We start from the raw sequence: 18,906 nt of genomic DNA on the forward strand, positions 1-18,906 counted from the left end.
TCTCCAACTGGTTTGGCGCCGATGAGTTGTCGGTGGCGTGGTGATGATGGCTGTTGTCAAGCTGCCGCTATCCGTTCCGCCTCTTAGGAGAAGAAGACGTGAAGCGACTGCTCCTCACCTCTGGCCTCACCCTCGGTGCCCTTGCTCTGAGCATTCTTGCGGGGCCCGTCCCGGCCCAGGCCGCGCCGCCCGGGGCCGCCAGTACCGCCGACGTTGATGCGGTGGTCGCAGCAGGGGAGGGCATCCGGATCGACGCGCGGACCCTCGCCGCGAGTGGCTGCGGCTCCTCGTGCGACGGAAAAGATCCCTACTTCAAGATCTACTACAACGGCAACAGCTACTACAAGTGCTCGGACGACGCGCAAACCATCTACGGCGTGAAGAATTCAAGCGGTAGCGTCGAGCTGCGCTACAGCCCGCGGTGCCGCACGGCGTGGGCCAAGACCGCCGCCAGCGACGTCGTGTTCAAGGTGGTCAGCCGCTATACGAATGGCAACTACCGGACGTCGATGAGCGCGTACGGACCGGACGGATACACCAATATGGTCAACGACGCGGGGCTAGAAGCGCAGGCATGCTTCGATCCGACGGGCCCGGGCGAGGGGTGGACCTGCACCGGCTGGTGGTGAGTCTGACGGTGTGGAGATTGTGAGCGGGCGCGCCGGTTGGCGTGCCCGCTCCGTCGCCGAACGGGTCGCTTACCTGTAGCGTCGTTGTTGAGGCTGCCGGAAGAGGTGTGCCAAGTTTATTTGCTCAGGAGTTCCAAGGCGCTGCTTAGCACCATGAGTGACTGTGTCGTCTCGGTCAATGCCCGACGGAGTGCTTCGACTGCTTGCTTGGATTGCCGGGGCGTGTCGGGCTCCGTCGATGCGCCGACCAACCGGAGATGCATTTCTTGCACGGCAGCACCCGGGCTGATGCCGAGTTCGCCAGCAAGTCGCATCTTCAATTGATGTAGGAGCATTATTGCCTCGCCCGTGCGCGAACCCAGGTGCAGCGCTTCGGCGAGCCGGCAGTGCAGGCCCTCGTGGTAGGGGTAGCCCCGGAGCCAGGTGTGAAGATCGGCCGTGATGGCACCGTGCCGGCCACGACTGAACTCCAACTCGACCAGCGTCTCGATGGCCTTGAGCCGGGACTCTTCCCACCGCACAGCGTCGCAGCGCAGCGCGGGTGAATCGATGCCCTGCAGGGCTGTGCCCCGCCAGAGACCGAGGGCAGTGTGGAGGTAACCGGCTGCGCGATCCAGTTGCCCGAGTTGATGAGCATGCTCGGCTTGCGCGCAGAGCTCTCGGAACCTGAGCCCATCGACCTGATGCTCGCCCACTTCGAGGGCGTAGCCGCCGCCGACGCGACTGATCTGCGGAGCTCGCGTCTGCCCCAGCAGAGATCGGAGCTTGCCGAGCCGATTCTGCACCTGCTGGCGCGCTGTGCGGGGCGGCTGCTCACCCCACAGCACGTCAATGAAGCGATCCATCGGCACTGGACGATTGGCGTCGAGCAGGAGAGCTGCGAGAAGGCTGCGATTCCGATCCCCCGAGAGGGGTAGTTCCGTGATGTCCGATCTGATCGTTATTGGTCCTAAAAACGACAATTCCATGTGAAGCCCCCGTGATGCGCTCTGTGCATAGGCGATTGCGCGCCGTGGCTCAGCATAGCTATACCTGGATGTCCGTCAAGACGCTGGAGATCGGCCGCGTGAACTTCAGTGGCCTGGTGTTTTAGGGCAAGGCACAGCTAGGTCGCCGCCGTCCACAAAGGGTGACGTTGGCCGGCCGGACCCGAGCGTCACCCTGGTGATCGGCCTGCCGCGCAGTGCCGTCCTCCACTGAGTCGCTGTCGTTGAAGTCGTGGCGCGAAGATGACCGGTTGATGACGCGGTAGCCCATCGTCCACGCAAACTCTCCGACTGCGTGAGGTGGCGATGAAACGCATCTTGACCACGGTAGGGGCACTGCTTGTTGTCTCTACCCTGCTGTCGCCGATGCCGGCGAAAGCGAAACCCCCGGCACCGGCCGCCGCGATACAACCGGGGCCGACACCCTCGGCCGGTTCGCCGGACCGCAAAGGCGCGCCGCATCCCGACCGGGTTCCAGATCCCGACGTGCGCCTTGGCGAAAACTGGCGACGCTCGTCCGATCGCGCCGTAACCACCTCCAGTGACAGCACAGGCTTGCACTTGCTCGTTGCCGACGAGGCGCAGGCCTACAGGTGGCGTACCGCTGCCACTCTCGCCGAGCCTGGTCTGGACACGGATCAGTGGGTCGGGCAAACCTGCGTCACCGGGTCAGGCCGCCACGCGGTAGTGGTCTACGCGCCGCGCGCCTTCAGCAACAAGGACATGCTGATGCAGCGGGGAGCCTTCGCGGCGGTCGTCGACCTGAAGACCGGCGCGGTGACGAAGCTACGCGAGCGAGTCTCGCTCGCGTACCACAACCCGGGCTGCGGAGCCGGCGAGGACGTCGTCCTCTCCCGATTGGAGCAGCCGACCGGTTCGGGCGACGTGGCGCGTACCTGGCTGGGCACCGTGAACACCAACCGTCCGACGGACGCGGTCCGCGCGACGCGGACCCGCGGCCAGGTCAGCTCGGTCCTGCCGATCGGAAAGCGCTTGATCGGCGTCAAGGGAGCAAGCCTGGTGGAGATTGGCGCCAAGGGTGCGTTGACCCCCCTGGCCGCCAACGATGGAACGCCGTTTCGGCTCCTGGCCGACGGTCGCGACGGCGTAGCGTTCCAGGTCGTTCGAGAAGGCAGGACCGAGTTCAAGCGCTTCGCCGCAGGCAAAGTCACCACCCACGGTTCAGCACCGGTTGGTGAGGTCAAGCTGCGCCCCGGTACAGCCGGCCGGATCTTCGCGGTCGGCGCTGAGGCGGAAGCGCGGCTTGGTGGTCGTTTGCCCAAAACCTGGCGAGCCTTGAAGGGGCTGCCCGACAGTGACGTCTCCAGTACTGGCGCACTGGTCGTGCTGCAGGCGACCACCGGACGTGAGGCAGCCGGTCGGCTGACCAACCGCCCCTCGAATGGTCGACCCGACCGGGTGGACATCGTCGCGCACCGAACCGCGACCGACACGCAGCTGGAGTTCACGGTCCAGCCGCAGGTGCCGGTCAGTAGCGCCAGCGCTCGGTCAGAGGGTGCGGGAGTCGGGTCGACGGGTAAGCGGGCCGCCGCGTCGACTGGCAACCCGAACGTCACTGACGACCCGGACCGGTCCTGCGCCGTCTCCCGCAACGACCCCACACTCCAGGTGTACCAGCCGACCGTCGCCCAGATGGAGTGGGCAGCCGATCTGGCCGTACGCGGCCAGCTCACCTTTCAGCGACCCGCGAACTGGAACAACAACGGGATGGCGGCGTACTCGCCACAGGGCATGTTCCCGTCGCTGGCCCTCTCTGGCGGCGGCAACGTCCCTGCCCAGGTCTTCCTCGGCATCCTCGCCCAGGAGTCGAACCTCTGGCAGGCCAGCTACCACGCTGTCGACGCGTCAACCGGCAATCCGTTGACCAGCCTCGGCTACTACGGCCTGGACCTCGCGAATCCGGACTTGAACAAGATTGACTGGGCCCACACCGATTGCGGCTACGGCGCTGGTCAGGTGACGTCCGGGATGAAGAAGTCCGACACGAACCAAGTCATCGCGGGCGTGACGTGGACGTACGACAAGCAGAAGGCCGTGGCCCTCGACTACGCAACCAACGTCTCTGCCGGGCTGCGAATCCTTCAGGACAAGTGGAACCAGACCCGCGACGCCGGTCTCATCGCCAACAACGGCGATCCGAGGTACATCGAGAATTGGTGGTTCGCCATCTGGGCCTACAACACGGGCTTCTATGCGCAGAACCCGCAGAATCCGTCCGCTCCGTGGGGCGTCGGCTGGGCGAACAACCCCGCGAACACCGACTACCCGGCTGACCGACAGCGTTTCCTGACTGCGCCTCTGGATGTGCCGGAGGCAGATCCGCCCATCGACGACCAGGTCGGCTACGACAACGCCAAGCACCCGAACCACTGGTCGTATCCGGAGCGGGTGACGGGCTTCGCATACACCTCGCTGGTTCGCTACGACTACAAGGCCCAGGCGTACAAGCCGACGTACGCCACTGCCCAGGCGCGCCAGCCCGACACCGCCCGGGCCGACCGATACACGTTCTGTGAACCGGCGACAAATGACTGCGACGAGACGCTGCCGCCAAAGTTTCCCGGCGACTACCCCGGAACAAAGGCCGGTGCCTGCCAGCGCGACGACTTGATGTGCTGGTGGCATGGCCCGGTGACGTGGACCGACTGCGCCATCAACTGCGGGTTGGAGAACCGCCGGTACACCTCAGTCGAGCCGCGGCCCTACGCTCAACCCGGAGACAACATCCACCCCACCCCGGTCAACGGCGACGGGTCGTGCAAGGTGTCCGGCCTGCCTGCGACCGGTGTGCGGATCATCGACGACATCTCGACGACGGTGCCGCTGGGCGCCGAGGGCTGCACTCCCACGTTCACCAAGGGCGGCACCTTCGCGATGAAGTTCGCCACCCACACCCAGGCGAGCGGTGACGTCGTCACGCCAGGAAAAGTCGATCTCCATCAAATTGGGGCCGGGTTCGGCGGGCACTTCTGGTTCAGCCACACGTACAAGAAGGCCGAGCATCCGACATACAAGACCACTGGTACGTGGACCATCGACCCTACGAACGCCTGGACCCGGGTCTGGGTGCACATGCCGGACACCGGTGCACACACGCGGCAGGCGAAATACGAGATTCATCTGCCCAGCGGGGGTACCGAACAACGAATCATCCCCACCCAGTGGGAGTCAAACCGCTGGGTCAATCTCGGCGTCTTCGACTTCACGGGCTCGGGCTCGCCCAAGGTGGAACTGAGCAATTTCACGCTGGACGGCGTGGGGGTCCATGACGTCGCCTGGGATGCCCTGGCGGTCCAGCCACTGCCTCGCAAGCCGCAGCACTTCGTGGTCGCGCTCGGCGACTCGTTCTCCTCCGGGGAAGGAAGCGGTGACTACACCCGGGTCAGCGACCAGTACGGTGACGATGACGAACTCCAAAGGAACTCCTGCCGGCGCAGCCCGAACGCCTGGTCGCAGCAAGCTGTCATTCCCGGAGCGCCCGCCAACATCGCCAGCCTCGCTGCGTCCTTCAACCCGGCCATCGACGCGCAGTTCGTCGCCTGCAGTGGGGCCCGCGTGCACAACGTCCTGAGCCCCGATCTGCTGCCCGAGCCCAGCTGGCATGACCGAGATGTCGCGGGGCAGTACGGGGAGATCAGCCAGATTGATCAAGGATCGCTGAACGGGAACACCACGGCGGTGATGTTCTCGATCGGCGGAAACGACGCTCGCTTCACCAAGGTAGCCAACTCCTGTGCGTCTGGCACCGATTGCAGCGCTGCCGACTATCGCATGGAGGGTGACGCCGACCCGTTACGAGTGACCCAACAGCGGCTCATCACGGGGGAAGTGAAGCAGGCACTTCAGGAGGTGGTCAAACAAGTCCGGATACGAGCGCCGAAGGCACGGATCTTCGTCATGGGATACCCCCACCTCTTCGAGCCCAACTGTGAGATGGGAGTGGTTCTTCCGGGAATCACGGTGGGCTTTTCGTGGGATGAGACGATCTTCCTGAACGAGATGTCCGACATGCTGGCCAACGAGGCACTGCCCTCCGACGCGGCCAACCGGGTTCATGGAATGGACGCCCGCGGCATGTTTGCGGGGCACACGTTCTGCGGGAGTGACTACTACCTGAACGGTCCGAAGGCTGGCGACGTGACCGAGAACGACGACGGAGACCCGCATCAGCTGCTGAGTATGGAATCATTCCATCCCAACAAAGATGGCAACCTCGCGTACGCGCGGGTTCTCAACGACTACATGGCTCTCTACAACTACACCTGGCAATAACCCGTCGCGGGCCTGGTCGGACCGCCGGCCAGGCCCGGCACCCCGTGGAGCCGTCAATGAACCTGCTATATCGGGCAGCAGCAGCGGCCCTTCCAGGCAGTGTGGGCGCGGGCTTGCTCACCGCGTTGTGGCAGCAGCAGGTGCGCTTCGTGGCCGACTGTGAGTCGGAAACGATCGGCGCCTGTCTCGGTTTCGGCTTCCCGATCCTTCTTGTTGGACCGCTGGTGACGACGGCGGCAGTGTGGCTGGTGCTGCGGGCCGTGGGCGTGGCATCTCCGACCTGGGCAGCGGCCCTTGGCGCCACCGCAACCGGCGGTGCCGCTTTGTTGCAGCAGGCGGGACATCCAGGCTGGACGCCACCCCCGGTCTGGATGGCGGTCCTGCTGGCAGCCGCTGGGTTCGCGGCCGGTGTTGCCGTCGTCACCGTTGCGATGCCGGCTGTCATCCGGGTGGGACTGGCAATGGTGCTGTTGGCGCCGTTCGCTGCGTTTCCGCTCCTACGCCGTCAGACCGACCGATCCGTCGATCAGGAGGCGTTCACGAAGCTCGGGCTTCCGCTGTTGATCCCTCAGGTCCCGAGTTACCAGATCGCGGAGGCACGTGCCGACCAAGACCGGCGGCTTCTGTCGGTGACGATGACCCATGGCCGAAGCTGGATCAGCGTGCAGGTGACCGACCTGCCGGACGGATTCGCCCCGCCAGATCGTTGTGGTCCGACCGTCGCCGACGTCGCAGCTCGTCGACCCGGTCAGGTGCTGGCCGCCGCCCCGGGCTGTCGACAAGTTGGCCCCGACCACTGGACGCGTATCGAACCGGTGGGCGAAGTCCACCTCGTTCGCCGGAGCGAGACGGTGGTGTTGTTGAGTTCCGTCGGTGACGTGCCGGCCGCTGATTTGGAGACAGCAGCCATGACACTGACCGCCGTCACTCCGCGTCAGCTCTCTCTGCTTGCCAACCGGTAGCCGCCGCTGACGATCGATTCCGTTGAGCCGCCGCCCGACTCCGCGGCACGGTCTACATGACGTGCTACTGCGAGTACGGCAGGATGCCTCTTCATGAGCACCCAGTCGACGCCCGGCATCGACGACGCCGGCACCACTGATCACCCGTCCCGCTCCGACGGGTTCGTCCGCGGTATCTCCAGCGTCATCGGCGGCCCGTTGGGCGACCACGCGACCGCGCTGTACCGGCCGGCCGGTGGGGAGCGTCGCTTCTGGACCGCCGTGCGGATCGTGCTGGCGCTGGTGTGCCTCACGCTCGCGCTGCACTGGGTGCAGAAATCGCCCTGCCAGAACGGCGCCTGGCAGAACAACGTCCAGTACACCCGGTTCTGCTACACCGACGTCCTTGCCCTCTACTACGCCGAAGGGCTCAACGAGGGCAAGGTGCCCTACCGCGACCACCCGGTCGAGTACCCGGTGCTGACCGGGTATTTCATGGGCGCGCTGGGCCTGCCGGTGCATGCCATCGGTGAGGGTGACCCGAGCATCAACCAGGGCCAGTGGTTCTACAACCTCAACGCGCTGGTGCTGGGTGCGCTCGCGGTGGCCACGGTGGGGGTGATCCTGGCGTTGCGCCGCCGGCGGCCCTGGGACGCGGCGCTGTTCGCACTTGCCCCGGCGTTGGTGCTCACCGCCACCGTCAACTGGGACCTGCTCGCCATCGGGCTGGCCGCCTTCGGCCTCCTGGCCTGGGCCCGAAAACGACCGGCGGCGGCCGGCGTGCTGCTCGGGCTCGCCGGCGCGGCGAAGCTCTGGCCGTTGTTCCTGCTCGGGCCGATCCTCATCCTCGCGCTGCGAGCCGACCGGATACGTGCGGCGCTCATCGCCATCGGGACGGCGATCGCGGCGGTGGTGCTGGTGAACCTGCCGGCCGCGCGGGCGTACCCGGAGAACTGGGACCGGTTCTTCGAGCTGAACACCACCCGACCGATCGACTGGGGCACGCTCTGGTACATCGGGCGCTACCTGGACGGCAAGGTCGGCAACGACCCCGCCAATCTCGGCCCGTTCGAGTGGCTCAACGCCAACATCCCCACCCTCAACACCATCTCGTACGCGCTGTTCGGGCTGGCCTGCCTCGGCGTCGCCGTGCTGGCGCTGCGGGCGCCGCGCCGACCGCGGCTGGCTCAGCTCGCCTTCCTGGTGGTCGCCGCGTTCCTCATCTTCAGCAAGGTCTGGTCGCAGCAGTTCGTGCTCTGGCTGCTCCCGCTGGTGGTGCTGGCCCGACCGAAGTGGGGCGCGTTCCTGGCCTGGCAGATCGCCGAGGTCTGCTACTTCGTCGCCTTCTACGGGGAGTTGCTCGGCGCGGCAACCAGCCGTCCGGTCTTCCCGGAGGGCGTGTTCGTGCTGGCCTCGACGCTGCGGCTGGTCACTGTGGTGGTGCTCTGCGTGTTCGTCGTGAAGGAGATCCTGCACCCCGAGCGGGACGCGGTGCGGGCCACCTATCCGGACGACCCGGACGGCGGCGTCCTGGACGGCGCACCAGACGCCCCCTGGATAGACCGCTGGCGACCTCGACCAGCTGTCCCCGTCGAGCCGACGACGGTCCTGGGTCAAACGCGGTAGACACTACGGTGGCCGGAGTGTCGCGCTCCGGCCACCGGTGGTTGCCGACTTGCGGCCAGCGTCAGTAGCGTGCCGTGCAGTAGAGAATGCGGCGGTTGCCGGCCTCGTAGTCCCACTCGGTGTCGTACTGGTAGAAGCAAGCCCGCGCGGTCAGGCCCTTGTCGTTGACCATGGCCGACCAGGTTCCCGAGGTGGACGTGTCGTCAACGGTCCGACGCAGCGTCCCGTTCGAGTTGTAGCTCTGGACCAGCACGCCAGAGAGCCAGCCAAAGCTGCCGGTCTGCCGCGCCCACGCGGTACGGCAGAAAGGGCTGTACCGCAGCTCGACGTTGGTCGCGCTGTGCGGGGTGATGACGTCGACGTAGTTACACCTCATGATTTTTCCGTCGACCGTCGCGAAGTATGTGTCGGGGTCCTTGCCATCACAGACCGAGCCACACCCCGATGTGGCGGCCATCGCCGGGGCTTGGAACCCCATGACCATCGCGATGCCCATCGCCAGCACCAGCACGAGCCGGGATTGCCACGGGCGGCGGCCTGGCTGAGACACCTCTGTCTTTGTCATCTGTCTCCTTCGTCGAACGGTCAACCGATCGAGGGGCCGACGTGAACCGGCTGAGCCAGTGACGGTAGGCAATGAGGCCATCAAACGGGCATCACATCGCCACGCCACCGGTGGATGATCGCGGCTCCCCGGTGACGCCGGAATCCGTTGCGCGGTCAACTCGCGGACCCGGTCGGTGAGCGCGGTGACCGCGCCCGCCGCGAGCAGGGCGAGCAACAACGTGGTCCAGACCATCAACCGCCCGGGGGTACGCGCCCCGTGCCGCATCGGGCTGCAGGATCGTCAGCAGCCCGATGCGGCACGCGCCTCAGGAGCCTCCGCCGGGCACGAAAGCCACAGCGTCGAACCCAAGGGTCTTCTCGGTCGGCGCCGGCTTGACGGAATCGAGCTTGACACTCGCACCGGAGCGGAGGTTGAAGTTGCCCAACCACACCCACGAGCCCTTGTGGTAGTCCTGGTCCACCCTTACCTGGCGGACTCGCCCGTCACCCGTCGCGACGTCGTACACCGCGTCATTTACGCGAGCCCCGGTCTTGGGGATGTAGGCATAGATGCCAGTCCAACCGGAGTACGACGTCGGGGGCCGCCAGGTGCCGATCACTTGGAACTTGTACGACCCGCGGGCTCTCGTGAACCAGTGGTGGCCACCGAAGCCCGTATCGACCTGATGGAAGTCGATCTTGGAAGTGTACTCGTTCGGCCATCCGGTGCCGAACTCGAACTTGAACGAACCATCATTGCGTGGCCCGACACCGCTACAGCGAGGCATGCTGGTCCCAGACCGGACATAATCGACGACGATCGCGTTCGACGGCAATTGACTGGCCGTGCACTGGGGTGGATTGTGGGTGCCATCTGCCGGCTCAGAATAGTTATCTGGCACGTCGTAGCGAATGCCCTCGTAGCCGCAACTCTCCTCGCAATCACCCTTCCAGGTGACCGGTTCGTGGTACCAGCACTTGAGATCGTACTGACCGGCACTGTTCTTGTGCAGGCACGGCCCCGGCTTCTCGCCCTCCAGGCCCGGCTCGTTTGGTTGCACCCGCTGAAGCTGATCGCAATCGTTCGTGGAATCGCAGAACATCCAGATATTCGGCTTTGCTTGTGAGCGCCGCACCCGCGCCTCGATCGGTTCGCCGTTCCAGTATGCGGTCCGGAAGCCAACCCCGTCATCGCCCGTGTCGATCGACTGGGCTGCCCAACCTATGACCTTCTCCTGGTATGGCCAGTCCTGCGGATGCGCCGCGTCACTGAATACCGGCACGTTGTCATCGGGATCAAACGGGTCCCGTACGTCCAGGAAAGGGTGTCGCGTCGGATCGTACCTCGGGTTAATCGGGTTGTTTCCCCAACCCACACCCCACGGCGAGTCGTCGCCCTTGTCCGGGTAGAAGCCGCTGTTGTACGCCCAGGCCGCGAAGAACCAGTTTTCTATCCGGGCCGGGTCAGCGTTGTTGATTCTCAGGCCGGCGCTGTAGGTCTGATTCCACTTGTCCTGGAGGATTTGCAAACCCGCCGAAATGTTCGCCGCGTAGTCCAGTGCGATTGCTCGCTGATGGGTGGCTGGTCTGGCGGTCTCGCCCGGCTTCTCCTTCCCGGCCTTACGCATGCCGTCGGTCACTTGGCTGACTCCGTAGCCGCAGTCGGCCTCGTTCCAGTGGATCCGCCAGTCGTCGCTGGTGTCGGAGTCGTAGTACTTCCGGCCGTAGTAGTTACCGATCAGCGGGTTTCCGTACTCGCCGGACTCGGTCTGGGACGCCTGCCACAGGTTCGATTCCTGAGCCAGAATGCCCAGCATGATTTGGGCAGCCACGTGGCCTCCGCCGGCAAGAGCCCGGGGTGGGAACATCCCTTGTGGGGAGTAGGCCGGCAGGCCGAAGCCCCGATAGTTGGCCGGGCGGGTTTGGGTCAGCGCTCCAAAAATGCCGTAGTCGACGGCCCACTCGATCTGGCGTGGGCGTGGGTGGTAGGCGAGTGTGGCGATGTCGTTGCGCGGCACCGAACACCAGGGGTCTGGGTCCTCTGGCGTGTACGGCTCGAGCACGTCGTCGGCCGCAGCATTAGGTTCGGCCGACCTGGCCTTCGCCGATGGACGGGGCACACCGAGCATCGGGCTGTCTGATGCTGGCGGTGTTGCCCGCGGGGTCACCTGGAAGGTGAATTCGCGGCCGGTCTCCACGATCCGAGCCCCTAGTTCGAGAGCTGGCGGGACACCGGCTGACGCCGTGGCCCCGGGCAGGGTCTCCGCTGCCGTCATCGTCCGCTCGAAGGCCAACCCGCCGCTTGTGGAAACCTCTGCTGTCACCGGCACGCTCAGCCGGCTTATCCCCTCAGGTAGCGTCTTTATCGCTTTCGGAGCACCCGTCAGGAACACCCGGCCGGCCGCGCCGCGCTGCAGCCCAAACGTGCCGATCGAACCCTCGGCCAGCGTGGTGACCTTGCCGCCCTTGTGCCGACGAGCTCGCATGGCGGTCCCGTCCGTCTCCAGGAAGGTCAGCCCGCCACCGTTATCCGGTCGGATCTTGAATGGAACTCCCCGGCTTTTCGCCAACATCGTGACCCGGCCTCCGGTGCCGACCTCGGCGAGCCGGTCGCTGAGCGCGCCGACAAAACCGTCTCGCGTCGTTACCGCTGAGGTGAGTTGGCCGTTCACCTTGACCTTCGATCCCAGCGTGCCGCGTTCGGCGTCGACCCGCAGCAGTTGGGTGCCGCGCAGCCCTTCGTCGCCTTCCTGGGTCAGCGCGGCTGACTCACCCTCGCCGCATCCCGGGTTGAAATACGCCAGGCTGCCGGTGACCGGCAATTTGGTGACGGCACCGTTCTGCAGGTCGACGACAGCCGTGAAACCGCCCCGCCCGCTCAACTCGGCTTTGTTGGTGAAGGTGCGTGGTGCGTAGACGACCACCACGCGGCGCCCGGACGAGGTGACACAGGCATTGCCGATCCACCGATCGGTGTCGAAGCCGGCCTCGCGCAGAGTCGCCACGGTACGCCAGGCGTAGCCGTCGGCCGCATCAGCCACCATCACATGAAGGCCCTCGGCGTCCCCCGCCGTAGTCCACGCCCGGTCCTTGGAACCATGCCACGATCTGCCGAGCAGTTTGTCTCGGTCGGCCGCAGGAATCGCTCCGACCGGCGTGCTGGCCGCCACCTTCGGTTCTGCCCCCGGCTGGGCCTGTGCCATTGGGACTTGCAATAGGGTCAGGCTCACAGCGCCTGTTGTCATCAGCGCGATCCGCGCCAAAACCCTGCTCCTGAGGGGTCCAACCGTCATGTCATTCCCCTTCATCGCCGGTCGTTGTCGACGGTGAGCGCGGTCATACTGGGGTATGCCGCCGCAATTTTATCGATGCCGACGACGTCATAATTGAACGGATTCTCGTCGGCAGAACCATGGATCCGTGCGATCAGTCCCTTGATGAGAATGCCTGAGCCAGGGCCTTCGGAAGGGATGGTGAAGACAGCACCACCCATGTCTCCGTAGCCGAATGCCGTGACGAGGCACCCGAGATTGTCGTACTCCTCGTAGAAGTCGAAACCGTTACAAGGGCTCCCGTCCTTCAAGATGTACGACCGTTTGTCCGGGTCCACGTTGTTCGGTTCATTGATGCTGGCCCGGATCACCGACACCCCGTTGGTCTCCACCAGGTCGCCCTTGTAATCCTCGATCCACACGGTGTTTCCGCCGACGAATTCGGTCATCTCGACATCGCAGAAGGTACCGGTTTCGGCCCCCGATACGCAAACGTGTTGACCGGCTATGGGCGATTCCCAGGCGTCGATCTGCCACCCGTCCTGCGTCCAGCTGGTGCCGTCGTAAATAGCTGGGTCCGCACCGCCCTTCGGCTTGATCAAGGTCACGCCGCGGCTTGGCTTGTGCCAAGCCGCATTCGCGCCTGCCGTCTCGTTCACCACATCACCGCTGGGGTCGACATAGGTTTGGCTCGGCGTGCCGCAGCTTGCTGGCCCCACCATCAATTCGGTATTTGTCGCCTCGTCCAACACCGGAATTCCGGAGGTGCAGTGCCATTTCGCGTCAGCGTCCACTACCTCGCCGCTATCCAATCGAACACTCCAGCCACCGTTACTGTTGGACGCGTTCGAATTGATGAGGTGTGCACCTCCCCACGCGGGAGTCGTGTCATCCTGGCGGCTGGGGCTGGGCCAGGCGACCGCAGCGGTGGCAAATCCGTCAGGGGTGGGGGTGCTGCTCCCCTTTCCAGCGCTGCCGCTCCTGGCGGGCAGGGCAGGCTCGCGCAGCACCTCGACCGGTACATCGAGGCTCGGCAGGCGGGGTGGAGTCCCGGCAGCGGTCGACACAGTGACCGTGAGGCCATCGCCCCGCACGGTGTAAGCGACAGACTTCACCGACCGGTCGGTGCTGGCCCGGACTTTGCTGGCAGCGTGAGCCAGTTCGTCGGCTGAGTGGCGGGCGGGCTCGACCGTCAACGGAACGTGCCCACCCTCCTGAGCAAGCACTCGACGCATGTCGGCTGGAATCTTGCCTTTCCAGTACACCGTCACGACGCCTTGACGAAGGGCCACACCCGCAAAGCCTGATCGTTTCGCCTCCGCTGCAGCGCGAATGCGCGCCGCGGCCCGGGCGAGTGGTGCCTCCGCAGCCATTCGTGCTCGTTGTGCCGCCGTCGCCCCCTGGGTGCCGGCCGAACGGTGCGCGCCTACCTCAGTGGTTGCCCGCGAGGTACTGCCCGATTGGATGGTGCTCCCCGCAGCTCCCGCTGACACTGGCTGTAGAGCGAGTGCCGCCGTGGCCAGACCGGCAGTGACCAGCCACCCCGTTGTCCTTGTCGAACCCTTCAACCCGATCCCCTTGCCTCGTCGGCGGGCTCGCATGGCCTGAACGAGTCAATGCTGCGGCCCGATTGGCGCGAGCCTTGCCGGAGGCGTCATCAATCGCTCACAACCCGGGCACGACAGCCTGCGCAGGGGCAAGACGCGGGCGAGCCAGCTCACCGAGGGGGCTCGTCGGCCTGCGCAGCCGACAGGACGACCCTCAGTCGGCCTGCCCGATCGATTGCGAATCCTCCGCCACCAAGGGATCACGTTCGTCGAATCGTCACGGGCGCCGACCGCTCTGGCGCCCTTGTGATGATGGGGTGAGATTTCGGTGGCGATCAGTTGGATCCTGTGGGCTCTTGTCAGAGTTGGAAGGGGTCCCATGCGGAGAATGAAGATCGTTCAACTGGGAGCGGCGGTGGCGATCGTGCTGTCCGCAGCTGTTATGGCACCGCAGGCGGCAGCCGCCGCACCAGCCGCAGACCAGGCGTCAGCCACGATCACGGCGGCGAGTCTCGACCCCAAGACGGCGACGATGATTTCGGAAGCGCAGTTGGCCAGTGCCGGCTGTGGAGCCACGTGCGACGGCAAGAACCCGGCGACTTTCAAGATCTACTACAGCGGGTGTACGAGCTGCTACCACTACTGCGGAGACGATGCCACGAGCCCTCGAACGAACACGGACGGGATCAGGCTGGAGCTGCGGTACAGCCCTCGCTGCCGGACTGCCTGGGCTCGAGTGAGTTCTGACTTCTACTACCCAACGGTCAGGAGCTACTACTCGGACGGTCGCGTCCGTACGGCGTACAGCGGCTTTGCTGGCTCGTTCTACACCCAGATGGTGAACGACGCCGGATTGTTGGCTCGGGCGGAGGCAGCCGCCGGACCCACGACCTGGTGGACGGACAAGTACTGAGACCCGCGGTCGGCCAAGGCTGATCACGTTCGCGCCGGTTCGTTCGGCGCGTCTGCTGCGCGCCGTTCGGCGACCCGCCGTATGGCGCGCAGCTAGTAGGACGACAAATCCTCGTCCGTGACCACCCGGACCGTCGAGCAGACCCCGCCGCCCAATCAGAGCCGGTAGACGACGGCGTCGCCGACCTCCTGCCGGCTGATGCCGAGGGATTCGACAGGCGCGTCGATGTTGATCTCCCACGGTGTGCCGGCGACCTGGCCGCGCAGCAGCACCACAGTGCGGACGCCGAGCGTGCGCAGGTAGTCGACGCTCGTCTGGTCCGGGAACGACTGGCTCACCCGACGGACGTCGTCGAGCTGGCGCGGCGTGAAGCCGCTACCGCCGTTGACCACGTCGGGGAACCCGCTTGTCGACCAGAGCATCACGTGTTGGTCCAGGCTCTGATTGCTGGGCAGCACCAACAGCGGTCCCTCCGCCGAACGCATCGCGGCCGGTTGGGTCGGCACCACCGGATGCGGGGTGGTGTTCAGGCCCTCGACGGTGACCAGCAGCAGCGGCAGCAGGGTCGCCATCCGCAGCCACGGCCCCGGCCATGACGGAATCCGTTGTGCGGTCAACTCGCGGACCCGGTCGGTGAGGGCGGTGACCGCGCCCGCCGCGAGCAGGGCGAGCAACAACGTGGTCCAGAGCATCAACCGCCCGGGGGTACGCAGCCCGCTCCAGCCCGGCAGATGATCGAAGAGCGGCACGTAGGTGAAGGTGCCGTCGAAGAAACGGGTTCCCATCGCGAAGGCCATCGTCACCAGCACCCCCGCGAGCAGCAGCAGTCGGTGCCGCAGCCGCCAGACCGAGAACAACAGCCCGCCCGCGGCGAGCGCGTAGAGCACGAAACCTGGCAGCAGGGTCATCTCCGGGTGCCACGGCAGCGCCGCCCGTGCCCCCTCGTGCAGCCCACCCCAGATGCGCGACTCCGCAGGCGCCGTCACGAAGCCCGACGCCGGCGGCGAGAAGAGGCTGATGTCGCCGATGGTGCGCTCGGCGTACGGGTGCCGCTCGGTCACCTTGAAGAACGGGAACGCCATCAGCAGACCGACACCGGCGAACAACACCCCGCCGAGCACGTCGGCGGCGAACAACCGGCGACCGAACGGAACGGCCTGCCCGGTGCGCAGCCGCCGCGCGAAGAAGAGGACGGCAGTGACCAGCACCGCGCCGGCCAGGAAGTACGCGAAGGGCAGCCCGATGCCGAAACCGAGGCTGAGCTGCCAGGCCGCCACCAACCAACCGGCGTAGACCCAGCCGTCGTGCCGGCGTTCCGGCTGGTAGCCGTGTCGGAGGGACCACCCGTGCCCGCGTGCCAACATCGCAAACGCCAGCGGGATTCCCCCGTTGGAGAGCACGTGCAGGTGCCCGGCCTGAGCCAGCAGCCACGGCGCGTAGGTGTAGCTCACGCCGGCGACAGCGGCACCGATGCGGCCGGCCCCGAGCTGTCGGGCCAGCGCGTACGCCCCGAGCGTGGCGAGCGCGTGCGCCAGCACGAACATGATGTTGTAGCGCAGCACGGCGTCCTCGGGACCGCTGCCGAGCATCCCGGCCGGGGCGTACCCGAGCAGCGTGTCGGAGAACGCGAAGCTCCACAGCTCGGGGAAGAACGTGTTGGACTGCCACAGGCGCGCCGGGTCGGTCAGCAGGATGTGCCCGGACCAGGCCATCTGCCAGGACTGCAGGCTCGGGTCCCAGTAGTCCTGCGGGAGGGTGTAGCGCGGATAGCGCAGCGTCGGCCAGGTCATCAGCACGGCCAGTGCCAACGCGCCGAGGGTGGCCAGGGTCCACTCGTGGATCAGGAACCGGCCGACGGCCCGGCCCGCCCGAGTGAAGATGGAGGGCCGTGGCTCCGGCGCGGAGGCGAACGCCTCCCAACGCTCCGGGCCGACCGGCTTCGCCTCGCCGTCGGCCTTGTCCTTGCCGTCGGCGTCACCCGCCTTCGCGTCCTTGGCCGGTTCGCCGTCCTTGGTCGGGCCACCCACTGGGATGCCGTCCTTGGCCGCGCCATCCACCGTGCCGCTGTCCTTGGCCGGGGTGCTGTCCTTGGGTGCGCTGTCGCTGGTTGCGGTGCCGCCCTCGGCGGTGCCTTGCTTGGCGGCGGTGCCCTGCTTCGCGGCGGTGCCCTTCTTGCCACCGCGCCGGGCCGCGCTCTTCTTGGCGGGGCCGCTCGGCGCGGGGTCGGCCTCGCGATAGCCGTTCGGGGCGGCTCCGGTCGCCCCACCGTCGCCCGCTGGCGATTGGCCCGCGGTGGTCTCGGCGGGGGACTTGTCGGAGGTACGAGCCGGCTGGGTGGGTGCGCCCGCCGCGGCCGTGGTGGCGGGTCGGCTCTCGGCGTCCGCGCCGGTGGGGGTGGGCCGGGCGTTGCCGGTCCCGGGCTGTCCGCTCGTCATGCCGCCGGGCTCTCCGCGCCGAGCTGCTCACGCAGAAAGTCGATGTCGGCGGCCTGGCCGGTGACCCCGCCCGGTGTCTCGACGACCACCGGCGCGCCGGCCGCCCGGATCACCGCCACCACCAACTCCGGGTCGATCGTCCCGCCGCCCAGGTTGTCGTGTCGGTCCTGGCCGGAGTTGAACGCGCCCTTGGAGTTGTTGGCGTGCACCAGGTCGATGCGCCCGGTGATCGCCTTGACCCGGTCGACCAGGCCGAGCAGCTCCTCGCCGCCCGCGTACGCGTGGCAGGTGTCCAGGCAGAAGCCGACCTCGTGGTCACCGATGGCGTCCCAGAGTCGGGCGAGCGCGTCCAGGCGCCGGGCGCAGGCGTTGTCGCCGCCGGCGGTGTTCTCGATCAGAACCGGTACGCCGAAACCGCCGGAGTCCGCCGCGTACGCGAAGGTCTTGCGCCAGTTGTCGAAGCCGACGGCCAGGTCGTCGCCCGCGTTGACATGCCCGCCGTGGACGATCAGGCCCTTGGCGCCGATGGCGGCGGCGGCGTTGGCGTGCCCGAGGAGCAGCTTCCGGCTCGGGATCCGGATGCGGTTGTTGAGAGTGGCCACGTTGATGACGTACGGCGCGTGCACGTAGAGGTCGACCTCGGCAGCGCGCAGTCGCTCGGCATCTTCGCGAGGCTTGGGCGCCTTCCAACCCTGTGGGTCGGCGAGGAAGAACTGCACGGTGTCGGCGGACCGGGCGGCCGCCTCCGCCAGCGGGTCGGTCGAGTCGACATGGGCTCCGATACGCATGCGAGCGAGCCTACGTCGCGACCCCGACGGCCGGGGCGACGGCCGGTGCGGTGTCGCGTCACCGGAGGGACCGACGATCGTTGATGGGTTAGAACCGGCGACCAGCACCCGGTGACGCCAGCGGCGCGAGCGTCGCACACGGCGACCGGCGGTCGGCGGCCGACAGCGAGGTCACCCCCGCCGCGCGGCCCGGCGCAGCGGGGGCGACCCCCTCGCACAGCGGCTACCGAGCGAAGACGAATCTCGGAAAATTGTGCTTTTCCCCCCGACAAGGTACGAGTGCTGTTGTATCGTCAGATAACAACACGATAAAGCTCCGCGGGGCGTCTTCGGTCCAACCTCATCGGTGTGGTCGTTCCTCCCCAGGTCCCACCCAAGGAATGCGGACCGGACGCCCCGCGGCCTCGTAGACGGGGGTCCACCACCGGCCGATTGACGGTCGGACGGTGGGCCCCCGTCGGCACGTCCGGGCGCGGACCCGACCACCCCGGGCATGATCGTTGGGACCGGGTATCCTGGTCAGGTTGTCCGCGTCCGGCCGGGTTCCCTCGGCGCGTGCGGGCAGCGACACAAGACCTCCTGCCACGGAAGGACCGTGGCCGCTTAGCCCACAGGAGGTGAGCACGTCTTGCGTCACTACGAACTAATGGTCATCCTCGACTCCAGCCTCGAGGAGCGCACCGTCGCACCGTCGCTCGACACGTACCTGAACGTGATTCGGACCGCGGGTGGCTCGGTTGAGAAGACCGACGTGTGGGGCCGTCGGCGCCTCGCGTACGAGATCAACAAAAAGGCTGAGGGCATCTACGCCGTCATCGACCTGCAGGCCACGCCTGCTGCGGTGGCCGAGCTGGACCGTCAGCTGCGCCTCAACGAGTCCGTGCTGCGCACCAAGGTCATCCGACCGGAAATGCGCTAGAGCATCCAACC

At 66.6% G+C, this 18,906-nt stretch carries 12 protein-coding genes; 6 read left to right on the plus strand and 6 right to left on the minus strand.

Annotation, left to right across the window (positions count from 1 at the left end; translation table 11 throughout):
• The first annotated feature begins 98 nt into the window (after window positions 1-98).
• Window positions 99-629, plus strand: a complete 531-nt coding sequence (locus KBX71_RS13425; protein WP_210818236.1) for a DUF2690 domain-containing protein — start codon at window positions 99-101, stop codon at window positions 627-629.
• Between the two features lie 116 nt (window positions 630-745).
• Here KBX71_RS13425 and KBX71_RS13430 read toward each other — a convergent pair whose 3' ends face one another.
• Window positions 746-1,597: an AfsR/SARP family transcriptional regulator gene (locus tag KBX71_RS13430; RefSeq protein WP_210818237.1), complete on the minus strand. Its 852-nt coding sequence runs from the start codon at window positions 1,595-1,597 to the stop codon at window positions 746-748.
• Between the two features lie 324 nt (window positions 1,598-1,921).
• On the opposite strand from KBX71_RS13430, the gene KBX71_RS13435 reads away from it, so the two are divergent.
• From KBX71_RS13435 to KBX71_RS13445, 3 genes are all read left to right on the plus strand, one after another.
• Window positions 1,922-5,908, plus strand: a complete 3,987-nt coding sequence (locus tag KBX71_RS13435; protein WP_247683405.1) for an SGNH/GDSL hydrolase family protein — start codon at window positions 1,922-1,924, stop codon at window positions 5,906-5,908.
• A 56-nt stretch (window positions 5,909-5,964) separates the two neighbouring features.
• On the plus strand, window positions 5,965-6,870 hold the full coding sequence (locus KBX71_RS13440; RefSeq protein WP_210818238.1) for a hypothetical protein: 906 nt from the start codon (window positions 5,965-5,967) through the stop codon (window positions 6,868-6,870).
• Between the two features lie 93 nt (window positions 6,871-6,963).
• Window positions 6,964-8,475 carry a glycosyltransferase family 87 protein gene (locus KBX71_RS13445; RefSeq protein ID WP_210818239.1) on the plus strand — a complete coding sequence of 504 codons (1,512 nt, stop codon included), beginning with the start codon at window positions 6,964-6,966 and terminating at the stop codon, window positions 8,473-8,475.
• A 61-nt stretch (window positions 8,476-8,536) separates the two neighbouring features.
• Here the strand turns inward: KBX71_RS13445 and KBX71_RS13450 are convergent, their stop codons facing one another.
• From KBX71_RS13450 to KBX71_RS13460, 3 genes are all read right to left on the minus strand, one after another.
• Window positions 8,537-9,040, minus strand: a complete 504-nt coding sequence (locus KBX71_RS13450) for a DUF2690 domain-containing protein (protein WP_210818240.1) — start codon at window positions 9,038-9,040, stop codon at window positions 8,537-8,539.
• Window positions 9,041-9,347: 307 nt separating this feature from the next.
• On the minus strand, window positions 9,348-12,284 hold the full coding sequence (locus tag KBX71_RS13455; RefSeq protein ID WP_210818241.1) for a hypothetical protein: 2,937 nt from the start codon (window positions 12,282-12,284) through the stop codon (window positions 9,348-9,350).
• A gap of 41 nt (window positions 12,285-12,325) precedes the next feature.
• Window positions 12,326-13,666 (minus strand): hypothetical protein, encoded by a 1,341-nt coding sequence (locus tag KBX71_RS13460; protein ID WP_210818242.1) that lies wholly within the window; start codon window positions 13,664-13,666, stop codon window positions 12,326-12,328.
• A gap of 562 nt (window positions 13,667-14,228) precedes the next feature.
• On the opposite strand from KBX71_RS13460, the gene KBX71_RS13465 reads away from it, so the two are divergent.
• Window positions 14,229-14,753, plus strand: a complete 525-nt coding sequence (locus KBX71_RS13465) for a DUF2690 domain-containing protein (RefSeq protein WP_210818243.1) — start codon at window positions 14,229-14,231, stop codon at window positions 14,751-14,753.
• A 155-nt stretch (window positions 14,754-14,908) separates the two neighbouring features.
• Here the strand turns inward: KBX71_RS13465 and KBX71_RS13470 are convergent, their stop codons facing one another.
• Together KBX71_RS13470 and KBX71_RS13475 are read right to left on the minus strand one after the other, a co-directional pair.
• Window positions 14,909-17,188, minus strand: coding sequence for a hypothetical protein (locus tag KBX71_RS13470; RefSeq protein ID WP_210818244.1), 2,280 nt, complete (start codon window positions 17,186-17,188; stop codon window positions 14,909-14,911).
• Window positions 17,185-17,976, minus strand: a complete 792-nt coding sequence (locus tag KBX71_RS13475) for a deoxyribonuclease IV (protein ID WP_210818245.1) — start codon at window positions 17,974-17,976, stop codon at window positions 17,185-17,187. The genes KBX71_RS13470 and KBX71_RS13475 overlap by 4 nt, the downstream gene beginning before the upstream one ends.
• 628 nt (window positions 17,977-18,604) lie before the next feature.
• On the opposite strand from KBX71_RS13475, the gene rpsF reads away from it, so the two are divergent.
• The gene (gene rpsF, locus KBX71_RS13480; protein WP_036391391.1) at window positions 18,605-18,895 is read left to right on the plus strand and encodes a 30S ribosomal protein S6; all 291 of its coding nucleotides are present in this window, start codon (window positions 18,605-18,607) and stop codon (window positions 18,893-18,895) included.
• Window positions 18,896-18,906: the final 11 nt, after the last annotated feature.

This window comes from Micromonospora sp. D93, assembly GCF_018070365.1.
GTDB lineage: Bacteria > Actinomycetota > Actinomycetes > Mycobacteriales > Micromonosporaceae > Micromonospora > Micromonospora ureilytica.